Annotated in this window: 20 protein-coding genes; 15 read left to right on the forward strand and 5 right to left on the reverse strand. The window is 41.6% G+C overall.

Translation table 11 applies throughout. The features are described 5' to 3' along the window. Positions 1 to 115: 115 nt before the first annotated feature. From topA to ACNEUN_RS06025, 3 genes are read left to right on the forward strand one after another with little or no spacing between them, the layout of a single operon-like run. Positions 116 to 2,971 carry a type I DNA topoisomerase gene (gene topA, locus ACNEUN_RS06015; RefSeq protein ID WP_463631510.1) on the forward strand — a complete coding sequence of 952 codons (2,856 nt, stop codon included), beginning with the start codon at positions 116 to 118 and terminating at the stop codon, positions 2,969 to 2,971. Positions 2,972 to 2,981: 10 nt separating this feature from the next. After that, the gene (gene tmk, locus ACNEUN_RS06020) at positions 2,982 to 3,701 is read left to right on the forward strand and encodes a dTMP kinase (RefSeq protein ID WP_463631512.1); all 720 of its coding nucleotides are present in this window, start codon (positions 2,982 to 2,984) and stop codon (positions 3,699 to 3,701) included. After that, positions 3,702 to 4,856, forward strand: a complete 1,155-nt coding sequence (locus tag ACNEUN_RS06025) for a DNA polymerase III subunit delta' (protein WP_463631514.1) — start codon at positions 3,702 to 3,704, stop codon at positions 4,854 to 4,856. A gap of 19 nt (positions 4,857 to 4,875) precedes the next feature. On the opposite strand, the gene ACNEUN_RS06030 is transcribed toward ACNEUN_RS06025, so the two are convergent. Beyond that, a complete protein-coding gene (locus ACNEUN_RS06030; RefSeq protein ID WP_427877654.1) occupies positions 4,876 to 5,139 on the reverse strand; it encodes an HPr family phosphocarrier protein in 264 nt (87 codons plus the stop codon). Positions 5,140 to 5,340: 201 nt separating this feature from the next. On the opposite strand from ACNEUN_RS06030, the gene ptsP reads away from it, so the two are divergent. From ptsP to ACNEUN_RS06065, 7 genes are all read left to right on the forward strand, one after another. After that, positions 5,341 to 6,996 (forward strand): phosphoenolpyruvate--protein phosphotransferase, encoded by a 1,656-nt coding sequence (gene ptsP / locus ACNEUN_RS06035; RefSeq protein WP_463631516.1) that lies wholly within the window; start codon positions 5,341 to 5,343, stop codon positions 6,994 to 6,996. Positions 6,997 to 7,057: 61 nt separating this feature from the next. Continuing rightward, on the forward strand, positions 7,058 to 7,507 hold the full coding sequence (locus ACNEUN_RS06040; protein WP_463631518.1) for a PTS sugar transporter subunit IIA: 450 nt from the start codon (positions 7,058 to 7,060) through the stop codon (positions 7,505 to 7,507). 63 nt (positions 7,508 to 7,570) lie between these two features. Then, complete coding sequence (locus tag ACNEUN_RS06045) at positions 7,571 to 7,840, forward strand: PTS sugar transporter subunit IIB (protein WP_427876171.1); 270 nt, start codon at positions 7,571 to 7,573, stop codon at positions 7,838 to 7,840. Between the two features lie 145 nt (positions 7,841 to 7,985). Further along, on the forward strand, positions 7,986 to 9,497 hold the full coding sequence (locus ACNEUN_RS06050) for a PTS ascorbate transporter subunit IIC (RefSeq protein ID WP_463631519.1): 1,512 nt from the start codon (positions 7,986 to 7,988) through the stop codon (positions 9,495 to 9,497). Between the two features lie 58 nt (positions 9,498 to 9,555). Continuing rightward, positions 9,556 to 10,107, forward strand: a complete 552-nt coding sequence (locus tag ACNEUN_RS06055; RefSeq protein WP_463631520.1) for a YbhB/YbcL family Raf kinase inhibitor-like protein — start codon at positions 9,556 to 9,558, stop codon at positions 10,105 to 10,107. Positions 10,108 to 10,219: 112 nt separating this feature from the next. Beyond that, on the forward strand, positions 10,220 to 11,827 hold the full coding sequence (locus tag ACNEUN_RS06060) for a C69 family dipeptidase (RefSeq protein ID WP_463631522.1): 1,608 nt from the start codon (positions 10,220 to 10,222) through the stop codon (positions 11,825 to 11,827). A 285-nt stretch (positions 11,828 to 12,112) separates the two neighbouring features. Then, positions 12,113 to 13,636: a formate--tetrahydrofolate ligase gene (locus tag ACNEUN_RS06065; RefSeq protein WP_463631540.1), complete on the forward strand. Its 1,524-nt coding sequence runs from the start codon at positions 12,113 to 12,115 to the stop codon at positions 13,634 to 13,636. A 130-nt stretch (positions 13,637 to 13,766) separates the two neighbouring features. On the opposite strand, the gene ACNEUN_RS06070 is transcribed toward ACNEUN_RS06065, so the two are convergent. Next, entirely contained in the window at positions 13,767 to 14,600 is an 834-nt protein-coding gene (locus tag ACNEUN_RS06070) for an alpha/beta hydrolase (protein ID WP_463631524.1), read from the reverse strand. 445 nt (positions 14,601 to 15,045) lie between these two features. On the opposite strand from ACNEUN_RS06070, the gene rsmI reads away from it, so the two are divergent. Next, on the forward strand, positions 15,046 to 15,885 hold the full coding sequence (gene rsmI / locus ACNEUN_RS06075; RefSeq protein ID WP_463631542.1) for a 16S rRNA (cytidine(1402)-2'-O)-methyltransferase: 840 nt from the start codon (positions 15,046 to 15,048) through the stop codon (positions 15,883 to 15,885). A gap of 25 nt (positions 15,886 to 15,910) precedes the next feature. Here the strand turns inward: rsmI and ACNEUN_RS06080 are convergent, their stop codons facing one another. Both ACNEUN_RS06080 and ACNEUN_RS06085 read right to left on the reverse strand, forming a co-directional pair. Further along, the gene (locus ACNEUN_RS06080; protein ID WP_463631525.1) at positions 15,911 to 16,177 is read right to left on the reverse strand and encodes a variant leucine-rich repeat-containing protein; all 267 of its coding nucleotides are present in this window, start codon (positions 16,175 to 16,177) and stop codon (positions 15,911 to 15,913) included. Beyond that, the gene (locus tag ACNEUN_RS06085; RefSeq protein ID WP_463631526.1) at positions 16,156 to 16,842 is read right to left on the reverse strand and encodes a hypothetical protein; all 687 of its coding nucleotides are present in this window, start codon (positions 16,840 to 16,842) and stop codon (positions 16,156 to 16,158) included. Before ACNEUN_RS06085 ends, ACNEUN_RS06080 begins: the two co-directional genes overlap by 22 nt. Positions 16,843 to 17,124: 282 nt before the next feature. Here ACNEUN_RS06085 and metG point away from each other — a divergent pair, with 282 nt between their 5' ends. Further along, a complete protein-coding gene (metG, locus tag ACNEUN_RS06090) occupies positions 17,125 to 19,002 on the forward strand; it encodes a methionine--tRNA ligase (protein WP_463631527.1) in 1,878 nt (625 codons plus the stop codon). A gap of 350 nt (positions 19,003 to 19,352) precedes the next feature. On the opposite strand, the gene ACNEUN_RS06095 is transcribed toward metG, so the two are convergent. Next, a complete protein-coding gene (locus ACNEUN_RS06095; protein ID WP_463631528.1) occupies positions 19,353 to 20,813 on the reverse strand; it encodes a C1 family peptidase in 1,461 nt (486 codons plus the stop codon). Positions 20,814 to 21,414: 601 nt separating this feature from the next. On the opposite strand from ACNEUN_RS06095, the gene ACNEUN_RS06100 reads away from it, so the two are divergent. Genes ACNEUN_RS06100 through ACNEUN_RS06110 form a run of 3 tightly spaced genes read left to right on the forward strand, consistent with a single transcriptional unit; the run spans position 21,415 to position 25,494 of the window. Then, positions 21,415 to 22,398 (forward strand): ABC transporter permease, encoded by a 984-nt coding sequence (locus tag ACNEUN_RS06100; RefSeq protein ID WP_463631530.1) that lies wholly within the window; start codon positions 21,415 to 21,417, stop codon positions 22,396 to 22,398. A gap of 24 nt (positions 22,399 to 22,422) precedes the next feature. Then, complete coding sequence (locus tag ACNEUN_RS06105) at positions 22,423 to 23,469, forward strand: ABC transporter permease (RefSeq protein ID WP_463631531.1); 1,047 nt, start codon at positions 22,423 to 22,425, stop codon at positions 23,467 to 23,469. Positions 23,470 to 23,490: 21 nt separating this feature from the next. Then, entirely contained in the window at positions 23,491 to 25,494 is a 2,004-nt protein-coding gene (locus tag ACNEUN_RS06110; protein WP_427876193.1) for an ABC transporter ATP-binding protein, read from the forward strand. Positions 25,495 to 25,753 lie beyond the last annotated feature (259 nt).

The raw sequence follows: 25,753 nt of genomic DNA on the forward strand, positions 1-25,753 counted from the left end.
GTAATGCAGCACATGTCTTAGCGTACGCATTACCGGATGCGGTTTACGCGATGACTTGTGTAGATGATGTGTTGTGTAAGTGTGTTAGTTAATTTAGTTTATGAAAGGAGCGAATATGACAGCAGAGAATAAGCTGGTCATTGTAGAGTCTCCCACTAAGGCACGTAAGATTGGCGGGTATCTGGGTAATGGATACACGGTAATGGCTTCAGTGGGGCATATTCGCGACCTCGCTCAACCAAGCCAAGTTCCAGCTTCACATAAAGCTGAGTACGGTAAATTTGGCGTAGATGTTGATCACGGGTTTGCTCCTTATTACGTGGTTGGGGCAGATAAGAAGAAAACTGTTGCTGAATTAAAAAGTGCTCTAGCTAAAGCTGATGAGCTTTATCTTGCAACTGATGAGGATCGTGAGGGTGAGGCTATTGCTTGGCATCTTGTAGAGGCTTTGAAGCCAAAAGTGCCAGTAAAGCGAATGGTATTTCACGAGATAACTAAGGATGCTATTAACGCTTCCTTACGTAACACTCGTGACGTAGACGATAATATGGTTGATGCGCAGGAAACGCGTAGAGTGTTGGATCGCTTGTACGGTTACGAACTTTCTCCTGTACTTTGGCGAAAAGTTGGCCCAGGTCTTTCTGCAGGTCGCGTACAATCAGTTGCCACAAGGCTTATTGTTGAGCGCGAGCGCGAACGTATGGCGTTTATTCGAGCATCCTATTGGGATTTGACTGCTGTTTTGCGTGCTCCTGATGCGGATGGTAAAGAAGTTGAGTTTGATGCTCGTATGACTTCTCTTAAAGGTAAACGCATAGCTACTTCTAAAGATTTTAATTCTAAGGGAGAGCTTGTTGCTGATAAAGACTCTACTTTTGCGTTACATCTTGATGAGTCTGAAGCTTCTAAAATTGCAGAAGAACTTAGAAAATCTAATTTTATTGTTGACTCGATGGATACGAAACCGTATCGTCGCCGTCCACTTCCGCCGTTTACTACGTCAACTTTGCAGCAAACTGCAGGAAACCGTTTATCTATGAGCTCTCGTCAAACTATGCGAGCAGCTCAATCTTTGTACGAAAACGGCTACATTACTTATATGCGTACTGATTCTGTAACGCTTTCTCAAGAGGCTATTGCTGCAGCTAGGTCTGCTGCTGCGGAGAATTTTGGATCAGAATATGTTGCGGATGCTCCAAAACAGTACACTACTACTACTGCAGGTGCGCAGGAAGCGCATGAATGTATACGACCTGCCGGCGCAAGTTTCCGTAATCCAAGTGATTTAGCTGGTGTTCTTCCTGCTGATCAGTTGAAGTTGTATACGCTTATTTGGCAGCGCACTTTAGCTTCTCAAATGGCCGATGCTACTGGTTTCACTGCTACAGTTAAGCTGAATGCTGATGCTGCTAGTTTTGGAGAGGCTACTTTCCAAGCTTCTGGAACTGTTATTACTTTCGCAGGTTTTATGAAAGTATATGGTGGCGTCAAAGCTGGATCTGATGAGGAGTCTAAAGCTTTACCGCCAATGTCTCGCGGAGATATTTTGTCAACTTCTGACGTTACTGCTGAAGCTCACGAAACGCAGCCTCCTGCTCGATATACTGAAGCTTCTTTAGTAAAAACTTTGGAAGCTAAAGAAATTGGACGCCCTTCTACTTACGCGAGTATTATTGCGACTATTTTTGATCGCGGATACGTTTATGAGCGCGGTCGTGCACTAATACCTTCGTGGCTTGCTTTTGCTGTGATTAAGCTTTTGGAATCTAATTTCCCAAAGTATGTTGATTACGCGTTTACTGCTGATATGGAAAATGGTTTGGATCGTATTGCTCACGGAGAGGAAGCTGGTAAGGATTGGCTTACTAGATTCTACTTTGGTGACGGCGACGAGTCTTTGAATTCTAAAGATCAGGTTCATGCCGGTTTGCAGCAGCAGGTTGCTGAGCTTGGTGAGATTGATGCTCGTGAAATCAACACTATTGAAATTGGCGACGGTTTAAATGTTCGAGTTGGTCGTTACGGCCCGTATTTGGAAGATACTAAACATTTAGATTCTGAAGGTAATCCTCTTCACGCTTCATTGCCGGAAACTTTAGCTCCTGATGAGTTAACAGTTAAAGTTGCTAGAGATTTGCTGGAAAATAATGCTGAAGGTCCTCGAGTTTTGGGAGTTGATCCGGAAACTGGTGGAAGTGTGGAAGTTCGTAACGGAAGATTTGGTCCTTACGTTGCGCTCGTATCAGCATCTTCAGTATCATCTTCTGATTCTTCTGATTCTTCTGAAAGTAGCGAAAATAAGTCTGCTGAGAAACCAAAAATGGCTTCCCTATTTAAGACTATGGATCCTGCAACTATAACATTGCAGGAAGCTTTACAGTTGCTGCGTTTGCCACGATTAGTTGGTGAATTTGAAGAAAAAGATTCTGAAGGTAATATTAAGCGCGCACGAATTGAAGCGAATAACGGACGTTACGGTGCTTACTTAACAAAATCCTATGAGTCTTCGGGCGAATCTTCCTCTGATTCCTCCGCAGCAAAACCAGAAACTCGTTCTCTTACTAGTGAGGATGCTATTTTCTCTATCACTTTGCAAGAAGCTCAAGATTTGTTTAGTCAACCAAAGTATGGTAAACGTACTAGAGCTGCAGCAAAGCCGCCTCTTCGCGAATTAGGTGCGGATCCTGAAACTGGTAAGCCTGTGGTAATTAAAGACGGCTTCTATGGAGCTTATATTACAGATGGTGAAACGAACCGTACTTTGCCAAAACAGTATACGCCTGAATCGATTGATCCACAGGAAGCTTTTGCGCTGTTAGCTCAGAAGCGTGCAGCCGGACCTGTAAAACGTAAGAAGCGTACGACTGCAAAAAGCGCTGCTAAATCTACAGCAAAGAAAACATCTTCGAAAAAATCTACTGTAGCAAAATCAACTACAAGAAAAACTACGAAGTCAGCTGCAGCAAAGTAGGTAATTACTTATGGAATCTCAAGATAGCGGATTTTCTGAAGATTTTTCTGAAGATTTTTCCACAGCCTGCGCATGCGGCGGAAATTGCGGTTGCTCAAATCACGTCTCAACCAACAAAGGGTTGTTTATATCTTTTGAAGGTATTGACGGAGTAGGTAAAACCACTCAGGTTGAAGCTTTAAAAAAGCATTTAGAAGATCTCGGCAAAGAAGTTGTAGTTACGCTTGAACCCGGCGGAACTTCGCTTGGTAAATCTTTAAGAGAAATTCTTCTTCACGGAGGTTTTATTTCTTCTCGAGCAGAAGCTTTACTTTTTGCGGCCGATAGAGCACAGCATGTTGCGCAAATCATTCGACCGGCGCTTAGTCGTGGTGCTGTAGTGATAACAGACCGTTATATTGATTCTTCTCTTGCGTATCAGTCTGGCGGTAGAGAGTTAACAATGGAAGACGTTCGCAATTTAAGCGAATGGGCGACTGACTCTTTGTGGCCTAAGCGAACTTACTTACTTGATATGCTTCCGGAAGCGGCTTTTGAAAGACTACACGGTAAAGCTGATCGTATGGAATCTGCAGGTTTGGATTTTGCGCGTCGAACTAGAGAAGCTTTTCTTGATTTAGCGGATGATGATCACAGCCGTTATCGTGTTCTTGATGCTTCTTGTTCTCCAGAAAAGTTATCAAAATTAATTGAGGAGGATGTTGATTCTTTACTTGCGGAGCGTGATTAAATGAGCGTTTGGGATTGTGTAGTAGGGCAGGAGCAAGCAGTTAAAAGACTCCGTGCCGCAGCTTGTGGAGATTCAAGCGCTCTAGCGCAATCCTGGCTTATTTGTGGAGCTGAAGGTTTTGGTGCTGTAACTCTTGCTCGCGCATTTGCTGCAGCTCTTGAAAGTCCAGATCATGGTGAAAGCGAAGGGGAGCTTTCGCAGGTGGCGCGCGAAGTTTTAGCAGGCTCGCATCCGGATGTTAACACTTTAAGTACTGATGCTGTAACTATAAGCATTGATGATGTTCGAGAAATTGTTTCTATTTCCGAACAAATGCCGAGTACAGCTTATTGGCGAATAATTATTATCGAAGACATTCAGCGGATGCTTGAACGCAGTACAAATGTGCTTCTAAAAGAAATTGAGGAGCCAAGTCCACACACTATTTGGATACTTTGTGCTTCCAGCGTGCAGGATGTTCTACCAACTATTCGTTCTCGTACACAAATCGTGCAACTGACTACGGCAGATGAAAAATCGGTTTCTAAATATATTGCGGATAAAACTGGTGCCGATAAAAGTCTTTCTAATAGTGTTGCGAGAATAGCGCAAGGTAATTTGCAATTAGCTGAGCTTTATGCCTCAGACGAACGTGCGTTGTCTCGTAGAAATGAACTCGTATACGGGCTGCTACACCTGCGTGCTGCAACAGACGCTGTAATTCTAGCCGGAAATCTTATCGACGATTCTAAAGCACAAGCTGAAACTGAAGTTCAGAGTGGGGTTGAAGCTGAGCAGGATGAGTTTCGCAGGATTAACGGGTTAACTAAAGATGATCGTATGCCTTCAAAGTTGCGTGCAGCATATAATGCTATTGGCAAAAAAGATGAAGTTAAACGCAAAGTTACTCGTACTAGTAGAGACGTATTAAATCGTGCTTTAAACGCAGTAGAAAGTGTTTATAGGGATATTCTTATTGTATTAAACAATGCTCAAGAGTCATCGCCTATTATTAATCAAGATTTTTATGCGGATATAAATAATCTTGCTAAAGATTTCACTATCAAACGTGCTTTACTGTGTGTTGATGAGATTTCTAAAGCTAGAAGAAGACTCGTAGGTAACGGTAATCCTACTTTAGTTTTTGAAGCTCTTTTTTGCGCGCTTCTGTATTAGGAAATATTCAAAAGCGTATTTAAGATTCTGCGAGTATTGATATTAAATCATCTGCAACTTCTTCTGCACGCTCTCCTTCAACTCTAATCGTGATAGTGTCTCCGCGAGTAATTCCTAACCCTATAATCGAAAGAATACTATTTGCGTTTACTGGGTTTCCGTCACCTTTTGAAATAACTACTTCGCATCCAGAACGTATAGAAGCTTGCGAAAAATCAGAAGCAGGTCGCGCGTGAATACCGACAGAATCTTGAATAGTAAGAGTTCGTATTGCGGTGACCATTTCTGCTCCTTGAGTATTTCCGCTAGTAAGAGGATTACATTTTGGTTTCATTACATGCGCAATGAGTGCGGCCAAAATCACTAATTTCACACTTCAATTCCAAACATAGCGTAATATGGCGAAAATTTATCTAGTTGCGTTTAAGTTGTATAAATATTTTACTAATGTATGTTTTATGAGTTGGGTGATTAAGGAGTTTCAATGAGGCTTACAGGCGTAGGTATAGGTCGCGAAATGGCTGCTGGCAAAGTATTGCGAATGGGTCAGCCTATAGCGGAGCCGAACGATACGCCACGTTCGTCTGATGAATCAGTTGAAGAAGTTATGCAAAATGTGCAGAACGCTTTACGCACTGTCAGTGAGTATCTTAAAACTTGCGCTAGGGCAGCGTTAAAAGGGGATGAAGCTGGTAAGAAAGCTGCTGCTATTATGCAAGCACTCGCTCAGATTGCAATTGATCCTGCTCTTTATTCTGCAATTAATAATTCAGTATTGGACGGAAAAACTGCTGCTAGAGCAGTATGGGAAGGTTTTGCTGGTTTTGAAGAAACTTTGCGCAGTTTAGGCGGATATGTTGCTGAACGCGTAAGAGATTTACATGATATTTGTCAAAGAGTTATTGCCATACTGTTGGGTGTTGAAGCTCCTGGAATACCGGAAAGTGATGAGCCTTTTGTTTTAGTAGCTCAAGATATTTCTCCAGCAGATACTGCTTCTTTAGATCTTACGAAAGTTTTAGCTGTTGTTACTAGTGAAGGAGGTCCAACTAGTCATACGGCTATTATTGCTCGTGCTCGAGGGATCGTGGCAGTTGTTGGAGTAAAAGAATCTTCAGTTTTGCAAAATAATCAAATGGTTTTGGTTGATGCTGCAAACGGTGTTGTTATTGCAGATCCTACTGAAGATGAGCTTGAAAGATTACGTGAGGCAAGAGAACGTAAAAGTCGTGCCAAGGATCTTCGAGGTATGTGCGGCTGCACCAGTGACGGGCATAAGATTCCGTTGTTGGCTAATGTTGGCACTCCTGAAGGTGCTGGTATTGCTTGCGAATATGGTGCTGAGGGTGTTGGATTGTTTCGTACAGAATTTTTGTTTATCGGCAACGAGAAGCCTCCTAGTATCGATGAGCAGACTGATGCATATGTGAGTCTTTTATCAAAATTTGAAGGTAAGCAAGTTGTTATCCGACTGCTCGACGCAGGAGCAGACAAGCCTCTTCCTTTCCTAGCTTCAGGAAACGAACCAAATCCTGCTTTAGGTCTTCGTGGTTTGCGCACATTGTGCAAGCATCGTGACGTTTTAGAAGGTCAGTTGGAAGCTCTTTCTCGAGCAAATTCTGTAACAAATTCTGATTTGTGTGTTATGGCTCCTATGGTTGCAGACGAGCAAGAAACTGAGTATTTTGTTAAACTTGGAAAATCTAAAGGTTTGAAAAAAGTCGGTATTATGGCGGAAGTTCCTTCGATCGCTTTTATGGCGGATGAAGTCGCTCAAATTGCTGATTTTATTTCAATCGGTACGAACGATTTAACTCAGTATTTGCTTGCTGCTGATAGAACTTTAGGTTCTGTAGCTAACTATCAGACTACTTGGCATCCTGCTGTTTTGCGCGCTATAAAAATGATTGTTGATGCTGGTAAGTTACATAACACGCCTGTTTGTGTTTGTGGAGAGGCTGCTGCTGATCCTAATCTCGCTGTTGTTTTGGTAGGTTTAGGCGTTACTTCGCTTTCTATGACACCTGCTGCTTTAGATGACGTGCGTTTTAAGCTTTCAAATGTTACATTGCAGCAAGCTTATGAGCAGGCTTGTGCAGCGCTTTCTGGGGAGTGGTATAGCTCTGTTATGCAAGATTAGAGTTCGTGTTTATTAGCAAATATATTGGGCGGCTATTATAAGTAGGTTATGGAGGAAATGTATGAGTGTAGACATTAATTCGCTGCTTCCGAATATTGCTGTTAAACTTGATGTGCAAGCAAAAGATTGGCGCAGTGTAATTCGTTTAGCAGGTGATGCTTTGCGAGAAGCAGGTTTTACGACTAATGTATACACTGACGAGATGATTAATACCGTGGAAAGCATGGGGCCTTACGTAGTGATTGCTCCAGGCTTAGCGCTGGCGCATTCACGGCCGTCAAAGGCGGTACTAAAAAGTGGTTTAAGTTGGATTCGGCTTAGCAGTCCAGTGAAGTTCGGTAATGCCGCAAATGATCCAGTTTCTCTGGTGATTGGCCTCGCTGGTCACGATGACAATGAGCACGTTGGTGTTATGTCTACGATTGCGGCTGCGCTTACTGAACCGGCAAAATTGGACGCGCTGTCTAAGGCCGACAGTGCGGAGAAGATTCGTGCGATTCTTCAAAGCTGAGTACGCTCGCTGGAATTGTGAGAGTTTTTAAAAGTTTTAAAAGTTAATAGAAACGAGGATGATATGAATATCCTGTGCGTATGCGGTAACGGGATTGGTACTTCAGTGCTACTCAAGATTAGTGTTGAGGCTGCTGCTGAAGACCTTGGTATGGATGTGTCTGTAACTACTTCAGATGTTGGCAGCGCTAAAGGCACTGCAAACATGAATGATGTGGTTATGACTTCACCTCAGTTGGCATCGGAGCTTAAAGGCACGTCAACACCTGTAGAAAGTATTGAAAACTTTATGGATGTTGAAGAGATTAAGGAAGTGCTTAAGCGCTACGAGTAGTTTTATTAACATGAGTTCACTGCTATGCGTTTGCTGAGACGTGAAAGTCTTAGCTCGCATGGCTGTGAAATCTTGAACGCTTTAGGTGAATTTCTGTTTACCTACGTAAGCGTATACGTAAGAAGATAGCAGAAAGAAGCAAGATATGGACATTGCTGTTCAGATTTTGTGTTTCATAAGCAAACAAATTTTGAATGTTCCAGCATATTTGATTGGAATTATAGCTGCAATAGGTTTGATTGCTTTGAAACGTAACGCTGGTCAAGTTATTGCTGGCGGATTGAAAGCTGCTATGGGCTATCTTATTCTTGGTGCTGGTGCTGGAGTTGTGGTTTCTGCGCTTTCCCCATTTGGCGCTTTAGTATTCAAATGCACTGGCGCTCACGGTGTTGTCCCCACAAACGAGGTTATTACTGCACAAGCTTACAACCAGCATGGTGTAGGTTCAGCTTATATTGGTTCTACATCTGCTTACATGATCGTTTTAAGCTTCGTTTTAATGCTTCTTGCCGCCCGTTTTACGCCTCTTAAATATATTTTCTTAACCGGCCATCATATTGTATTTATGTCGGTTCTTATGTCTGTTGTGCTATCTGTTGGGTTTGGGACTGCCAATCAGATACTTATTGTGATTGTTGGCTCTGTTATTATGGCGACCGCTATGGTTTCTTTGCCTGCTTTTGCGCAGCCTTTTATGAGCCGCATAACTGGCAGTGACAATATTGCAATTGGGCATTTTAATTCTTTAAGCTACATAATTTCCGGAGCTGTAGGCACTGCAGTTGGTAAGAAGTCTAAATCTACTGAGGATATTAATTTCCCTAAAAGCTTAAGTTTTTTGCGTGATTCCATGCTATCAACTACATTGCTTATGATTGTTCTCTACTTAGTGTTTGCGGTGTGGTCTTCTATAGTTCTGCCGATGAAGGAAGTTTTGAAAATCTTTTCTTCTAAGCCTAAGGATTACAGTGATTTTCTTATGGCTGCTTTTGCTCAGGCTTTGCAATTTGGTATTGGTGTGAGCATTATTCTTTATGGCGTTCGCATTATTTTGGGTGAGCTTGTTCCAGCATTCCAGGGTATTGCTAGAAAGGTTGTTCCTGGTGCTCGCCCAGCTTTGGATGTTCCTATTGTGTTTCAGTATGCTGCTAACGCTTCTTTGATTGGTTTTTTGTCTTCTCTTTTTGGAGGACTTGTTGCTCTTGCAGTTATTGCGGTTTGGCTTGGACCTGTATGGGGTTTGGCTTTAATTCTTCCTGGTATGGTTCCTCATTTCTTTGACGGCGGTGGTGCTGGAGTGTTTGGTAATGCTACTGGCGGTCGCAGAGGTGCTTTAGTTGGTGGTTTTGTTAACGGTTTGATTATTACTTTCCTTCCGGCAATGCTGCTCACTGTTATGGGATCATTTGGTTTAGCGAATTCTACTTTTGCTGATGCTGATTTTGGTTGGGTTGGTACATTAGTTGGTAATTTTGCTAATTTCGGTGCTTTTGAAGGTTCTGTTGCTTTAATAATTTTTGCTCTGCTATTTTTTGCTATTGCGTGCATTTGGCAGGTTAATGTAGTAAATAAAGGCTGGATGCCGGCCGTAGCTCACGCTAAGTTTGTGGAAGAAATTAAACAGAAGCAGCAAAATGCTAAGAAAAATAGTCATTGAAATTTGTAAATAATTATTTTAAGTTGATTCGCTCTGTCTAATAGTAGATACTTAAAGTATGAATATTTCTACAGATTTCACTACTATTCCAGATGATTATTCTAAAGCTGCGCCGGAGCAGAATAAGATCAGCGGAGTTCCGGTAGTTTCTTTCCCGTTTTACGTTGATAATATGCCATCTTTTGTGCATTATTTGCATTGGCGTTTTGTTGACGACGACGCAATTCCAGTATGCGGTTTTGAGTGGATTCACTGGACTGCTGCAAACGTGCCTGTTGAAGCGTTAATGTTTGATTTTAACGATTCTCACGCTTTGCAAATACCGGAAGATTTTTCTCGCACAATGACTTCTATGATTCCAGAAGCGCTTCAAGGCCGTAACTCGCAAGCAAGCAGATTTATTGGTTGCACTGATCCAGCAATTACTATGCGTTACAACGGCCCGCAGCCTCCTGATAAAGATCACGAATACATGTTTGAAGTTTTTGGTACAGAAAAGCCTTTGCCAAATCTTAAGCCTGGATTCTATATGAATGAATTGTTACGCGAAGTAAGAAACGTAACTTCAGGTGTAGATGCTGGCGGCATGTTCCTTACTGGTAAAGCCTAAACGCAAGCGTAAGCTCAACCAATTAGGGGAGCAGTTAACGCCTAAGCGTTAGAATCAAACAGTAATAAATATAAATCTAAAAAATAAAAACCTAAAAACAGGGGATGCAAATATGGCATGCACAACAATTCTTGTTGGTCGAAAAGCAAGCTACGACGGATCTACGCTTATTGCGCGTAACGAAGACTCCGCAAATGGCGAATTTAATCCAAAGCGTTTAGTAGTAGTAAAGCCAGAAGATCAGCCTCGCGTTTATAAGTCTGTTCTTAGCCACGTAACAGTTGAGTTGCCGGATAATCCAATGCAATACACAAGCGTGCCAAACGCAGACTTGCGCGAAGGAATTTGGGGAGAAGCTGGCGTTAACGAAGCAAACGTTGCAATGAGCGCAACTGAAACGCTTACATCCAATGAGCGCGTGTTAGGCGCAGACCCAATGGTTGAGCTTCAAAAAGAACAAGGCAAAGTTTCAGATGCTGACTACAAGCCGGAAGTGCCTGGTGGAATTGGCGAAGAAGATTTCTTAACGCTTGTTTTGCCTTATATTCGTAGCGCTCGCGAAGGTGTTGAGCGTTTGGGTGCATTGCTCGAAAAGTACGGCACTTACGAGATGAACGGCGTTGCGTTCTCGGACGTAAACGAGATTTGGTGGATGGAAACTGTTGGCGGACACCACTGGATTGCTAAGCGCGTACCAGATGAAGCTTATGTTGTTATGCCAAACCAGCTTGGAATCGACGAGTTTGATTTGGAAGACGCTTTGGGAGACCAAGAAGAGCATATGTGCTCGGCTGATTTGCTTGAGTTTATTGAAGAAAATCACTTGGATTTGTCGGTTGAAAACGCTTCTCCGTTTAACCCTCGCGACGCTTTCGGCTCTCATTCGGATGCCGACCACGTGTACAACACTCCTCGCGCATGGTTTATGGAGCGTTTCTTGAATCCTTATGACGAAGTGTGGGATGGTAAGGACGCTGACCATAAGCCAGATAGCAACGATATTCCTTGGGCTCGCCAGTCTGAGCGCAAAGTTACAGTTGAGGATATTAAGTACGTTTTAAGCTCTCACTATCAGGGCACCGAATATGATCCTTACGGCAAGCTTGGCGATGAGCATACTCGTCATCTTTTCCGTCCAATCGGCATCAATCGTCAAAGTCAATTAGCTGTAATTCAAATCCGCCCTTACGTGCCGGAAGCGTTCCGCGCGATTCAGTGGATGGCATACGGCTCTAACCCGTTTAATGCGCTTGTGCCGTTCTATCCGAACGTAAATCGCACTCCAAAGTATTTGGAAGATACGACTACTCGCGTAACAAGCGAAAACTTCTATTGGGAGAATCGCATTATCGCAGCTCTTGCAGATGCCGCTTTTAACGACACTGCAAACGCGATTGAGCGCTACCAGGAAGTTGTCGGTTCTCTTGGTCACGCAATGGTTAAGTCTACGGATGCTGCCGTGGCAGATCTTCTTGGCGTTTCTTTGAAGGATTACGAGCCAGAACGTGAAGGTGATGAAGGCGAAGATTACGATGATTTAGTTCGCGATCCTGAAGCTATTATTGCCGAGCTTCGTAACGACAAAGTGCGTGAAGCTTTGGCTGGAGCAAACGACGATATGGCAGCAAAGTTGAAGAAAGAAACAGATTCTTTGCTTGATACAGTGCTGTACATCACTAGCATGCGTATGAAGAATGGTTTTAATCGTTCCGATCACTGAAATGTAATTAAATAAGTTTTCTTGTAAATAATTTGATTTGATACAGAAAACTTGCGAAAATAATTTAGTAACTTAAGTGCTTTCCTAAGAAATGAACTTTTTATTTCATGCGGAAGGCACTTTTGTTATCTTTTGTTATCTTGTTATAGATGTTACTAATAACGCGCATATTAATAAGTTAATGTGACTATGCTGCGCCCATGCGTTCGTATAGTATAAATCTTGTTCACTTACACATTATCTGCGCTAGTTATTATGCGTTTTATGCCTATGAAAGTGGGGAACATGAGCATTCTTGATTCATTTACTACACCGTTTGGGTTGGTTGAAAAAATTGATGCTTTCGGATTTATGGATTATCTTGACAAGCATCCAGAGCTTCCAAGAAAACATGGCAAAATCGTACTTGTTACTGCAGATACTCCGTTAAAAGCTTCCCGCGGTGAAGGCAAAACAACTACAACAATTGCGCTTGTTGATGCGTTGCGTGAACGCGGAATTGATGCAGCTGCAGTATTGCGTCAGCCGAGCATGGGTATTACAGCAGCTGGATCAAAAGGAGGCGCTTCTGGCGGCGGTAAATCTTCACTTTCTCACCCTGAGTTGATCGATTGGGGCTTGTGTGGAGAAATGGCTGCTATTGCTTGCGCGCAGAACCTTCTTGTGTCGTTTGCTGAAAAAGCAATTGATGAGGGTTTGCTTGATACTGTTATAGTTCCGCGAGTAAGTGAAGTTCCTTCGCGTTCGTTGCGTAGTATTGCTGTTGATCTTGGTAAGGGAACTGTTCCGGAGAGAATGGTATTAACGCCAACATGCGAACTTATGCAGATTGTTGTGTTATCTCGCAGTATGGATGAGATTTCTCGTCGCGTATCTTCAATGATTGCTGGAACAAAAGACGGTAATCCTGTTAAGTTTGGCAATTTTGTCGATTTGTGGAGAATTACTAATATTCTTTCCGACGCTGTAAAACCTGCAAAAACTACCACTGTTAATGGTTCTCCAATTTATATTCATTGTGGCCCATTTGCCAATGTTTCTCTTGGAATTCCAAGCTTGGTTAGCGTTGAGATGGCTTGTGCTGAGCATGATGTTGTTGTAGTTGAAGCAGGATACGGTACGGATGCTGGTGCACAAAAATGGCTTGATGTTGCTTCTCGCGAGTTTGGTGCTAAGTGGCCTTCTGCCGCAGTTGTTGTTACACGAGCCACAACTTGGTGCGATGACCCAGATTTAGCTTGGCGTTACCCGTTCCATGTTGAGCATCTTGAGTCTTTGCATATTCCTACATTCCCTCTTATTAATTTGTGGGAGGGTGAAGATAGTAAGATTCCAGCATTGCGTAAACAAGCTGAAGATCTTGGCTTCCGTAGTCCTATTGTTGGAAATTTGTTCCGCGACGGTGGCGATGGTTTAGCGAATCAGCTTGATGATTTTGTGTCTGTAATTTCGTCAGAAGTTCCTGCAGTTAAAAGCATTCCTGAAAGTTACCGTGGAAAAGATTTGCGTAATCGCATCGAATTAGTATGCGAAGAATCTTATGGTGTTCCAAAAGATCGAGTTGTTGAGAAGGATGGCTTTGCTAAGTCTGTTGAAGAAGCTGAAGATTTGTGCTCAAAAGCTGGCGTAGAATTTAACGACCTTGTACTTGTAGCTGTGAAATCTCCTGCAACTATGACAGATGACGATCGTAAGCCTCTAGAGGAACGAACTGTTACTTTGAAAAAAGTTGAAGTTCACGCTGGTGCTGGAGTAGTGCAGGTTAATCTTACTGCTTCTCTTACGACTCCAATGCCAAAAATCGTGTGACGCGTTATATCTGATGCGTTATATTTAACGCGTTTATGTGATTAAAAATATTGCCCGCGTAGGATTAAATTCCTTGCGGGCAATATTATTTGATAATAAATATTGATTTCTGCTGTAATTATTTAATATTTTACTTTTCAAAAATCCTATGTAGCCAATCGCAAGCAAGCGGAACCCACTTTTGCACATTAGTTTGTACAAAATTAGCTTCAGTTCCCGGCTTAGCTGTTTCTTTACTTGCAAGAGCCAATCCGTGCGGACCGTTCGGGAATAAATGCGCTTCGACGCTTACTCCAGCACTTACGCATGCGTCAATAAACATAATTGAATTTTTAACAGACACAACCTGGTCAGTAACAGTCTGCCACACAAATACTGGAGGTGTTTTAGCGTCAACATGTTTTTCCATAGATAATTCTTCTACTAATTCTTCGTGACGCTTTTCGCTTACGTCTCCTATCAGCCTTGCAAAACTTGGCTTGTGCCCCCACTCGCCGGCAGTAATTACAGGGTAAGCTAGCATAAGTGCATTTGGTCTCACGCTGTCTGCATTATAACCGTGTTCTTCTTCCACACTGTCACTAGCTGTAGTTGCTATATTTGCTGCAACCTGTCCGCCTGCAGAGAAGCCTAGAATAGCAACAGCATTAGGGTTTACGTGCCAAGCATCAGCGTTATCGCGAATTAGTTTCATCGCTTGCGCTACTTCAAGAAGCTGTGTTGGGTGGCTGCTAGGTACAATCGAATATTTCAGAACAAAAGCTTGGAATCCTGCGCTCGCAAATTGTAATGCAATTGGCTCAGATTCGCGGTCAGAAACTATAGCAAATCCGCCGCCAGGCAGAATTAAAACAGCTGGACGAGTGCGTTCAGGATCTATCTCATCACTATTGTCAATAACATATCCGGTAAGTGTTGCTGAACTTCCGTCAATGCCTTGTATTTTTTGCTCAATAATTTTCATGTGTGCCTCTTTTACTCTTTTGTTTCTTTTACTTTCGTAATTGATTTTGAGTACTTAAGTGCTAATACATAAGCATAATCTTCTATATACATATATTTTTTACTTAATCATATTTTTATATTTTTTATATTTTTATGCGTAATAAATTGTGTTGCGAAGTTTTATAAAATCGTTTACGAGTTTGCTGCTCATAATGTGCACAAAGTATTATGTTTGATAGTAAACGTACTAGCTGTGGTAAGTAAAATATTCCGAAACTTTATTAGAAAGCATTATTATGAGTGATAATCATTGTGAAGAAGCTGATCAGTTGCCTGATTGCAACGAATCCTTCGGAGAATTTGCGTTAAGCGAAAAAAGTGGGGAAGAAAAAGATTTTTCAAGTGATGACCATAGTAACAGTAGATTCGGTAAAGTAGTTTTGGCTGCTACTCCAATCGGTAATATGGGTGATGCTTCTGCGCGTCTAATACGATTGCTTGAAACTGCAGACTTGGTTGCTGCTGAAGATACGCGCAGGCTCTACGATTTGGCTAATCGTTTGGGAGTTCGTGTAAACGGGAGAGTAGTCGCATACCATGATCACAATGAGCGCAATAAAGCAGATGGTATTTTAGATGAGGTTGAGCAAGGTTCCACTGTTTTAGTTGTTTCTGATGCTGGAATGCCAACTATCAATGATCCTGGTTTGGCAATAGTTCGTCGCGCAATAGACAGGGATTTGCCTGTTACGTGCGCTCCTGGACCTAGTGCTGTATTAGATGCGCTTGCGTTGTCGGGTTTGCCAACAGATCGATTCTGCTATGAAGGTTTTTTGCCTAGAAAATCAGGTGAACGTCAACAGCATTTGCGTGCATGTAAAGCCGAGCGTCGCACTATAGTTTGGTATGAAACCCCTCACAGAATTGCCGAAAGCATGCAAGACATATTGTCTATTATTGGTCCTAATAGACGCATGGCATTGTGCCGTGAGCTTACGAAAGATTTTGAGCAAATAAGGCGTGGCACTGTGCAAGAAATTCACGATGGTGTTCTATCAGATCCTCCTCGAGGAGAAATTGTTTTGGTAGTCGCTGGTGCTAGTGATGAAGAAATACGTGAAGATTCTTCTGAGATTACTGTATCTGAGCTTGCGCAACTTGCTATCAGCTGTTCTGAAACTAATGGTATTCGTATTAAAGATGCAATTACTCGCGTAGTAAAAGAGCATCCACTTTCAGACGGTTCTTTTGCTAACCGTAAGCAAGTTTATGCAGAGTGCTTGTCTCAAAAAAGCGACGATTAGTCTTAAAATTACTTTCTTGCTTTACCTAACTGTTTGATTGCGCATAATCGTATGCAGCAAACAGTACTTCTAAGCTGTGGCGTACATCAGGACCGCCTTTTTGCGATATGTATTCCAGCATGTGAGCATCTGCAGAAGGGTTAGCAATTACCCATTTACGTAGAGAAGGTACATTTTCTGCTATATGCCAGAGTATTGTAGTCGGAGTATCTGGATTGCATGCTACTTGAGGAGTTAGCACTATAGGCGGCTTGGGTGGAATATTTAATTTTAAATTTTGTGTTTTCTGCATATTTTTACCCCCAGTACTTGCTTTTTAGTATTTATTTCATAGTCATCTTGCATTACCTTTTTTAACCAAATTTTTGCCATAGATGCTCCTGGAAAATATGGGTTTTCTTGAAAAATATGCAAGCAATCGTAGAAGCGTATACCGTACTGTTCCATTAGAATATGAACTGTTTGCTGCCTAAATAATTCTTCTTGTGGACTTTCAGACGGCGTAAAAGCTATATCGCACACTGTGCGTATTGGTGTTGTAATATGTAATTTCCCCACGGTATTGCACTCTTTTGCAGATATTTTTCTGTGAAACATGCGTATAGATCTGTCATGCGTTTTTCTGCGATAGTTGCTATAGGCAATAATGTCTATATTTTCGGGAAAATCTCCTCCAATCCATATCCAGGCAGCAGTAAAAAGACATATTGTGCCTTTGTTATGAAGTATTTTCATAATGATTTCGCTTCTTCCTATTACAGAATTAGCGTGTTGGAATGAGTAGCCACTTTGCGATGTGAGTTGATTTATAGCTCCATATTTGGAAAGTTTATTAACACACAATGGACCTGGTAAATGAGTTGTGTCCATTAAAGCAGGAATTATATCTGTATCCGTTTTGCTTATGTTCTCACGTACGCTGTTAAGCATTATTGAATCTATTTTTGCTTCTAACATAATTTCCCCCTCTATGTTTCGTCTTATTGCATGTGGTTTTATTCCTTCTTAGTTATCGCGTTTATTTTGCGTTCAGTTAATTTCGGCTAAAAAATCTTAGTTGTAATAGATTAAAAATTTTTTCTCGAGTACGCTACTTTTATTTATAAAAATGTGGATATGTGCATAACTTAATTTTCTCTGCGCAAAATCGCATTTTATCTTCAAAAATATTAAATAATTATGTAAGAAAATAGTATTACCTAGTAGCACTGTCCGCGCTGAACAAGATAATATTGGGCTATGAGTCATATTTTGGTGAATGTTGCTTGGCCATACGCTAATGGTCCCCGTCATATTGGTCACGTTGCAGGCTTTGGGGTACCTTCGGACGTGTACGCGCGCTATGAGCGTATGAAGGGTAATGACGTGTTAATGGTGTCTGGAACAGACGAGCACGGCACGCCGATTTTGGTTGAGGCAGATAAAGAAGGAATTTCTGCTCAAGAACTTGCGAATCGTTACAATCGAGTAATTACAAAAGATTTATGCGATTTGGGATTGAGTTACGATTTATTCACGCGCACAACAACCGGAAACCATGAGCATGTTGTGCAGGAGATGTTCCGTCAATGCTTGAAGAACGGCTACATATATAAGGGCACTCAGAAGGTAGCAATTTCTCCTTCTACAGGACGTACTCTTCCAGATCGATATATTGAAGGTACATGTCCTCTTTGTGGCGCTGATGGCGCTCGCGGAGATCAGTGTGATGCTTGCGGAAACGAACTTGATCCGGACGAACTTATTAATCCTGTATCTAAAATTAACGGAGAAACTCCACGTTTTGAAGAAACGGAGCACTATTTCTTAGATTTGCCTGCTTTAGCTGATGCTAATTTGAGTTGGTTAAATTCTCGAGATGGTTGGCGTACTAACGTTATCAATTTCTCGATTGGTCTTTTCAAGGAAGTTAAGCCGCGTGCGATTACGCGAGATATTGATTGGGGTATTCCTGTTCCTGTAGAAGGTTGGGTAGATAACCCTAACAAGCGTTTGTACGTGTGGTTTGATGCTGTAATTGGTTACTTGTCTGCCTCTATCGAATGGGCGCGTAGACAAGGCAAGCCGGATGCTTGGAGAGACTGGTGGTGTGATCCAAAGTCTCCTGGCTATTACTTTATGGGTAAGGATAATATTACTTTCCACTCTCAGATCTGGCCTTCTGAAATGCTTGCTTACAATGGTGCAGGTTCTAAAGGTGGAGAAGTTGGAGTTTACGGTCCGCTTAATATGCCTGAGCAGGTTGTGGCTTCAGAGTTTATGACTATGGAAGGCAAGAAGTTTAGTTCTTCTCGCGGAATTGTGATTTACGTGAAAGATATTTTGTCGCGTTATCCTGTAGATGCGGTTCGTTACTACATTTCTATAGCTGGTCCTGAAATGTCGGATGCAGATTTTACTTGGGCTGAGTTTGTGCGTCATAACAATGAGGAACTTGCTGCCAGCTGGGGTAATTTGGTAAACCGCGTTGCTAATCTTATACATAAGAATTTTGGCGCTATTCCGCCTCTTGATGAAGATTCAATGACTCTTATGGATCGTGCTCTTCTTGATCAAACTTCTGATTCCTTCGAAGTAGTTGGTGGTCTTATTGAGCGTCATCGTCAGAAGAATGCTTTGACTGAAGCTATGCGAGTGGTAGCTGATATCAATAAGTATATTTCTGCCACTGAGCCTTGGAAGATTAAGGATGATGAAGCTCGACTTGGTACTGTTTTGCATGTTGCAGCTCAAGCCGTGTCTGATGCTAATCATCTCCTTGCACCATTCTTGCCTCATTCTGCGCAAAAAGTTTGGGAAGCTCTTGGCGGTACAGGTGTGTTCTCGCCGTTGCCTCATATTGAAGAAGTTGAGGATCTTGATAAGCCTGGGTTTAATTATCCGATTATTACTGGTGATTATCGTTTGGGCGAGACCGTGCATCCTTGGGAGAGTGAGGAGCTAGTTGTCGGCACTCCTGTTCCAAAGCCAGAGCCGATTTTTGCAAAAATTCCTAAGGAAGCAGTGCAGGAAGAGCTTGATCGTTTCGAAACTGCATTAGCTGAGCGTAGGCGTGTCGAAAAAGAAAGGTTCGAAAAAGCGCAAGAAACTTTGCAAAAATGTGACGAAGATAACTAGAAGCAGGAATTTCTTAGAAAAAATAAAAAAATTAAGAAAATTTTTGTGTTTTAGTATAGTTTTTCATAAAGTATGTTGTTATAATAAAAAATGCTGGTGGTTCGCTGCCAGTGAGGTTCGTTTTCGAACCCCATAACTGAAACCTTCTTCTCTCTTTCTCTCTGCCCCGGCGGGTTTTATCTCTTCCCGCCGGGCTTCTTTTTTATCAAATAGTTTTTATCAAATAGAACTAACTAAAGTTAGCTAGAACTAATTAAAAAGCGCAGATCGCTAATCGCAATCTACGCTTTTGTTAAATTCGTAATTTTAAAACTTCAGTTAATTTAATTACTTCAGTCGCTTTAGTTACTTCAGTTGCAACGCTTAGTAAGTGGTTCCCAAGGTTCTACCATTACAGGCTCTTGTTTCAGAATTTCGAGAGTTTCCTCATCGAGATACTTCTTATTGATGATGATTTCAGTCACATAGCGGTCAAACCATGCAGCAGAACCAACATAGTAACCGTCTTCTCCAGCATCTTTGCCCCAGCTGTTTTCAATCTTCCAACGATCTGGCTCGCCATCTTTATTGATGTTCACACCAGTGAAGGTCATTGCATGGTTGCTTGGACTGTCCATGTATTCTAGTCCCTGAGCCTTTGTGAAGTTGAATTTCACGTCGAAAAGTTCGTCAACGCGAACAACTGCAGGATCGAAGAAACCCGTTTCTCGCAAAGAGAACTGAGTGCAATCGCAGGCAAACCAAATTGGATGACCTGCATTGAGCTGCGCTACAGCTGCTTTTCGGAATACATCGATTGGAACGTTTACGAATTCCATTCCTTTTGTTTCAGCAACGTTTGTGCTGTATTTGATTTGATACAGCTTATTAAATGGAGTGCGTTCCATAGGGGAGTTGCTTAAAGTAACGAAATCGTTTACGTCAACTGGCACGTACTTTTTAGCGAATTCTAGAGGTGTAATTCCGATTTCGCAAATCATAGGGCGATCGTCTTTACCAGTCTTTGGTTTTTCTTCTTTTTTATCTTTCTTATCTTCAGACTTTTCGCTATTTTCAGACTTTTCGTCTTTCTTTCCGTCTTTTTTATCTTCGTCTTCGTCGTCTTTTGTGCGCGCAATAAAATCAAAACGCTCTGGTGGTTCGCCTAGTGCAATAGCAGTCATGCGATATACGGTTTCCAAGTCGCGAACTTTCATTTCTCGCAACTCTTCCAAAGAAGTACCATTCTTGTGGGCTTCTCGCAGTTCTGCAGCGAACTCGCGCAACTTGCTGTTAATATACTGTACGAATGTGTCGGAATCGGTAGCATTCTGCGAATCTGGATAAGCTGACTTTGGTACAAGCCCGTACTTGTTTACAAGGTTGACAAACATCTGCCACCAACCGCCGTCGTCGATTGGTCCTTCGTTGATAATTTGGAAGAGTCTGCTATCAATTGGCTCATCTAATGTGTCTAAAACGTTTTCAAGGTATGCATTTGCTTTTTCAATCTTGTCCCAGAAGAACAGATAGCTTTCTGAAAACTCAAAGTCGTCTAAATTCCACTTGTGCATTAACTCGTAACGTAATGTGTTAAGTGAAGCAAACATCCAGCAGCGACCTGAATGAAGCTGGTTAGTGATGCTTCCTTGCTTAAGCTCTACAGAGAATTCTCGTTGAAGTTTACGCTGTGCTTGGTAGCTAGTGGCTGCTTTTAGCACTCCGTTTGCTACAGATGCATTCGCGGCTAGAAGATTAGCGCGCTGTTCGTTGAAGTGCTCTGAGTAGGAATTTACGTGTTCAAGTGTTACTGCTTTGACGTTTTCAGCCATAAGTTTTCCTTAACTCCTTTTGTTTGTACGGATCATTGGCAGTGCCAGCGACGTATTAGCAATGTATGAATAAGAGTTATTGTAGCCCGAATAATGCCTTATGCGCGTTTTGTTTTTGTCTCATTTACGGCATTTATAAAAATAGGCGTAACTAATTTTGAAAAAAATGTAAAATTGTGGGGAATATTCTGTTATATTTAGTAAATTTTGAATTTTTTACGGTTTTAATATTTTGCGTTTTCATGTATAGCAATAGCAATTTTGTTTCGATTAGTGCGTAAAAACTACTATGTTCATACTAATAAAAATATTGTTAAAACTTTGATATTCCGCCATTTCTTTGCACTTACTTGTTACTGAATTATATTTTAAATAATGATTTTTAAAAGAGATATACGCACAAAATCGCTAAGTAAAATATTTTCTGTTTTCGCATTTTGTACATAGCTTGTCTAAGAATGTACTAATCATGTCCCTTATGTAAGGGGTCAGTTTTGCGCGTCTTTTTGCGTGTGTTGCTGTATAAATAAGTCGGCATGAGCGAATTTTCCGCAATTCGCGACTTGCTAGTGAACGAAATTAGGCGGAGAAAAGAGTCACAATGATTCGATACATCGTTAAACGGTGCCTGAACTATGTTGTGATGTTGTTTGTTGCAACATCTATGACGTATTTCTTAGCGAGTGCTTTTATGTGTCCGCGTTCTAATTACATGTCTAGGCATCCGCATCCTCCTATTAATTCCATTAATCGTTCTCTTGATTTGGCGAATATTAACGATCAAACTCCTATTTTTGTGCGCTATTTCCGCTGGTTGAAAGGTATTCTTACTCGCTGGGATTGGGGATTAAGCCCAGATCAAGCTCCTGTTACCGGTGCTATTTCTTATCGTATTAGCGCATCAGTGCAGCTGGTTACTGGAGCTACAATACTTGGCATAATTTTCGGTGTAAGCATTGGTGTTTATACTGCTATTCGTCAGTACAAGTGGCAAGATCGTGTTCTTAATTCTATTGCAACATTCTTGCTAGTTGTTCCTGCTGCAGTGCTTGGCTTGCTTGTTGTTATTGCGGCTATTAACTTAAATGATCTTTCAGATTTTCGCATTTTCTATGTGACTGGATTGCATTCGTATCAAGGTTCTGATCCATTCATGTATATTGTTGATTTCTTACAGCATTTAATTTTGCCAACTATTGTTATGACAATTCCTGGCATGGTTGGTTATCACTTAACTCAGCGTACTTATTTGCTCGATACTATGAATGCTGATTATGTGCGTACTGCTCGTGCTAAAGGATTGCCACTTAATAAGGCTATTCGCCGCCATGCTTTGCGTACTTCTTTAATTCCTACTGCTGTTGATGTTGCATTCTCGATTGCAGGTGTGTTCACTGGCGCTGTTATTACCGAATCTGTGTTTGCAATTAATGGTCTTGGAAGCTATTTCGTACAAACTATTTCTAATAACGATATTAATGGTGCTGTTGCTATTGCTGCATTTGGTGCTGTGTGTACTTTAGTTGGTGCCTTGCTTGCAGATATATTCTCTGCTTGGCTTGATCCTCGTATTCGTTTGAGCTGATTGCAGTACAGTAGGTGAATTGTTATGAAAAAATTTGGTAAATCTAACAAGCCAGAAGAGCTTGAAGTTAATGAAGATTTGAATATTACTGACGGCTCTGTTGAGGATTCTGTAAATTCTGTAGATTCTGTTGCTGCGGTTGATAATGACGTTAAAGCGTCTAGTGAAAATAAAGCAACTGCTGCAAGTCCTTGGAAGAATTTTAAGCGTACTGGCAAGATGACGCTGTATACGCGCCGTTTCTTTAGGCGCCCGTCTGCAGTAGTCGGCTTGATTATGCTGATTATTTTGATTATTTTCGCTATTTTTGGTTCTGCGTTCTCTAAGTGGAGTTACGACGATCCTGATTTTGAGTCTCTTGATCAGCCGCCTTCTTCGGAACATTGGCTTGGTACAACTACTGGTGGATCGGATATGTACGCTATGGTTGTGCGAGGCTTGGGTCGCTCATTATCAATTGGTATTGTAAGCTCAATTACTATTACGATTATTGCTGCTCTTGTTGGTACGGCAATTTCATACTTTGAAGGTTGGTTCGAACAAGTTGGCATGTGGATTTTGGATATGCTTCTTATTGTTCCTTCCTTCTTGCTTATTGCTTTGTTTACTGGAGCTGCTAGCGACGGCAATGATTGGCTATGGCTTACTTTCGGTTTAACTGCTTTTGGTTGGATCGGTTACGCTCGTACTCTTCGAACTCTGACTTTGAGTTTGAGAGAGCGCGAGTATATTCGTGCAGCTAAGTTCGAAGGTGTTTCTTCCTTCCGCATTATTGTTCGTCATTTGGTGCCAAACTTGGGATCTGTTTTGATTATTAATACAGTTCTTGGTGTTATTGGTGCTATTAACGGTGAAACAGCATTAAGCTTCTTGGGTCTTGGTATTAAAGCTCCTGATACTTCATTGGGCACATTGCTTAAGATTGGTCAGGCTAGCGTGCAGACTTCTCCTTGGATTATTTTGGCTCCTTCTGTTGTGCTAGTTTTGCTCACTTTTTCTGTTCAGCTTATTGGCGACGGTCTTCGTGATGCTATCGATCCTTACTCCAAGTCTGTTGGTAAGGCCGAGTAAAGCATATTTGGGGGTGTGTTTATGACTGCAGATATGTTGAATGAAGATATGAAGGAAAAAGATAAGATGGAAGATAAGAACACTGAGTCTCAACTTACTTCTGAAGATGCTGATTCTGTTGATCTTAAAGCAGCTGACGGTTCAGATGATTCTGTATCTGAAGAAAATGCTTGGAGCGAAGATCAGCCTTTGCTTTCTGTGCGTGATTTGCAGGTTAGCTTCGCTTCTGAAGCTGGTACTGTACATGCCGTTCAAGGTATGAATTTTGATTTGTACCGTGGTAAAACGATTGGTATTGTTGGTGAATCTGGTTCCGGTAAGTCTGTTACCTCTTTGGCAGTTATGGGTCTTCTCGATAAGAACTCATCAGTTAAAGGTTCTGTGACTTACAAGGGCGAAGAACTTTTAACAAAGACTGATCTTGAGATGAGTAAGATTCGTGGCAAGAATATTGCTATGGTCTTCCAGGATCCTCTTTCTGCACTTACTCCAGTTTTCTCTATTGGAGATCAGCTTAAGGAAGCTCTTGTAATCCACAATCCTCATATGACTGCGGAGCAGATTCGCGAACGTTCTATTGAGCTTCTAAATTTGGTAGGTATTACTAGACCAGAGGAACGTTTGAAAGCTTTCCCTCATGAGTTTTCTGGTGGTATGCGTCAGCGCGTTATGATTGCTATGGCTATTGCTAACAATCCAGATATTATTATTGCTGATGAGCCTACTACTGCTTTGGATGTTACTATTCAGGCTCAGGTTTTGGATGTTTTGAAGAAAGCACAGCGTGAAACTGGTGCTGCAATGATCTTCATTACTCACGATTTAGGTGTTATCGCCGGTGTTGCTGATGAAGTTATTGTTATGTATGCAGGACATTTGGTTGAGCATAATAGCGTAGAAGAGATTTTTGCTCACCCAACTCAGCCTTATACCATTGGTTTGCTTGGTGCTGTTCCTCGCGTTGATCAGAAGCGTACTCGTCGCTTGACGCCAATTTCTAAGCCAACTATGGATATGCTTGTTGAAAGCGAAAAGTCCGGTGACGATAGCTCCATGATTGGTCTTGAGGCTGAAAGTGAAACTGTTCGTAGCTTGATGCGTGAAGAAACTGAAACGCCGATTAAGCCTATTTTTGATGGTATTCCTCGTGAGCAGAGAGATATCGTGCTGGATGTAAAGCATTTAGTTAAAACTTTCCCTGTAACTGGCGGCGGTTTCTTACGTCGTAAAGTTGGTGAAGTTCGCGCAGTTAATGACGTAAGTCTTGAAGTTCGCGAAGGTGAGACTGTGGCTTTGGTGGGTGAGTCTGGTTCTGGAAAGTCCACCACGTTAATGGAGATTATGAGCTTAAAGAAGCCTGAGTCTGGTTCTATTCGCGTTTTTGGCACTGATCTGAACGATAAGCTCACTCGCGATGAAAAGCGAGTTCTTCGCTCTAAGATTCAGTACGTGTTCCAGGATCCTATGAGCTCACTTGATCCTCGTATGCTTGTTTACGATATTTTGGCTGAGCCTTTACATGTGCAGCATAAGTCAAGGGATGAGATTCGTGATCGTATTGCGGAGCTTATGCAGTTGGTTGAGTTGAATCCAGATCAGGTTGATAGATTCCCAACTCAGTTCTCTGGTGGTCAACGTCAGCGTATCGCTATTGCTCGCGCTTTGGCTGTGAACCCTAAGTTGCTTCTTCTCGATGAACCTGTATCTGCATTGGATGTTTCTATTCAGGCAGGTATTATCAACTTGCTTGAGGATTTGCAAGATAAGCTTGGTGTTGCTTATTTGTTCGTGGCTCATAATATGGCTGTAGTTCGTCACATTTCTAGCCGTATTGCAGTTATGTATCACGGGCGAATTGTGGAATCTGGTGAGACTGATGCTGTGTTTGATAATCCTCAGCATCCGTACACAAAGGCTCTGATTAGTGCTGTGCCAATTCCAGATCCTACTGTTGAGAAGCATCGTCAGCGTATTATTCTTTCTGAAGAAGATAATTTTGATGATGTTCCAAGTATTCTGAACTAGCATTTGTTTGTTTATCTAAACATTTGTTTATAAGAATTTAGGTTTAGAAAAATCGCGTGTGTCATGTCGACATGCGCGATTTTTTTCGTTCAATCTTGAAAAAATCAAAAAAAGTAAAATATTTTGTTTTTTATATGATTTTAACTAAAAAATTTTCTGTATGTTGATTTTTTAATAATGAATTGTAGCTTTTTAGCGTAAATACCGAATAACAAAAGTTGATATACACATTTTTTTAAAAAACTCGTAACACAAAATG

The organism is Gardnerella sp. C0684A1 (assembly GCF_055326835.1).

Bases quoted from the DNA above. Each gene is read 5' to 3' on its own strand.
- ACNEUN_RS06050 (WP_463631519.1), top strand. From the start codon at position 7,986: ATGGACATTGCTGTTCAGATTTTGTGTTTCATAAGCAAACAAATTTTG.
- ACNEUN_RS06110 (WP_427876193.1), top strand. From the start codon at position 23,491: ATGACTGCAGATATGTTGAATGAAGATATGAAGGAAAAAGATAAGATG.
- ACNEUN_RS06040 (WP_463631518.1), top strand. From the start codon at position 7,058: ATGAGTGTAGACATTAATTCGCTGCTTCCGAATATTGCTGTTAAACTT.
- ACNEUN_RS06025 (WP_463631514.1), top strand. From the start codon at position 3,702: ATGAGCGTTTGGGATTGTGTAGTAGGGCAGGAGCAAGCAGTTAAAAGA.
- topA (WP_463631510.1), top strand. From the start codon at position 116: ATGACAGCAGAGAATAAGCTGGTCATTGTAGAGTCTCCCACTAAGGCA.
- ACNEUN_RS06030 (WP_427877654.1), bottom strand. From the start codon at position 5,139: ATGGTCACCGCAATACGAACTCTTACTATTCAAGATTCTGTCGGTATT.
- metG (WP_463631527.1), top strand. From the start codon at position 17,125: ATGAGTCATATTTTGGTGAATGTTGCTTGGCCATACGCTAATGGTCCC.
- ACNEUN_RS06080 (WP_463631525.1), bottom strand. From the start codon at position 16,177: ATGCAGAAAACACAAAATTTAAAATTAAATATTCCACCCAAGCCGCCT.
- ACNEUN_RS06055 (WP_463631520.1), top strand. From the start codon at position 9,556: ATGAATATTTCTACAGATTTCACTACTATTCCAGATGATTATTCTAAA.
- tmk (WP_463631512.1), top strand. From the start codon at position 2,982: ATGGAATCTCAAGATAGCGGATTTTCTGAAGATTTTTCTGAAGATTTT.
- ACNEUN_RS06065 (WP_463631540.1), top strand. From the start codon at position 12,113: ATGAGCATTCTTGATTCATTTACTACACCGTTTGGGTTGGTTGAAAAA.
- ACNEUN_RS06070 (WP_463631524.1), bottom strand. From the start codon at position 14,600: ATGAAAATTATTGAGCAAAAAATACAAGGCATTGACGGAAGTTCAGCA.
- ACNEUN_RS06100 (WP_463631530.1), top strand. From the start codon at position 21,415: ATGATTCGATACATCGTTAAACGGTGCCTGAACTATGTTGTGATGTTG.
- ACNEUN_RS06060 (WP_463631522.1), top strand. From the start codon at position 10,220: ATGGCATGCACAACAATTCTTGTTGGTCGAAAAGCAAGCTACGACGGA.
- rsmI (WP_463631542.1), top strand. From the start codon at position 15,046: ATGGGTGATGCTTCTGCGCGTCTAATACGATTGCTTGAAACTGCAGAC.
- ptsP (WP_463631516.1), top strand. From the start codon at position 5,341: ATGAGGCTTACAGGCGTAGGTATAGGTCGCGAAATGGCTGCTGGCAAA.
- ACNEUN_RS06085 (WP_463631526.1), bottom strand. From the start codon at position 16,842: ATGTTAGAAGCAAAAATAGATTCAATAATGCTTAACAGCGTACGTGAG.
- ACNEUN_RS06105 (WP_463631531.1), top strand. From the start codon at position 22,423: ATGAAAAAATTTGGTAAATCTAACAAGCCAGAAGAGCTTGAAGTTAAT.
- ACNEUN_RS06045 (WP_427876171.1), top strand. From the start codon at position 7,571: ATGAATATCCTGTGCGTATGCGGTAACGGGATTGGTACTTCAGTGCTA.
- ACNEUN_RS06095 (WP_463631528.1), bottom strand. From the start codon at position 20,813: ATGGCTGAAAACGTCAAAGCAGTAACACTTGAACACGTAAATTCCTAC.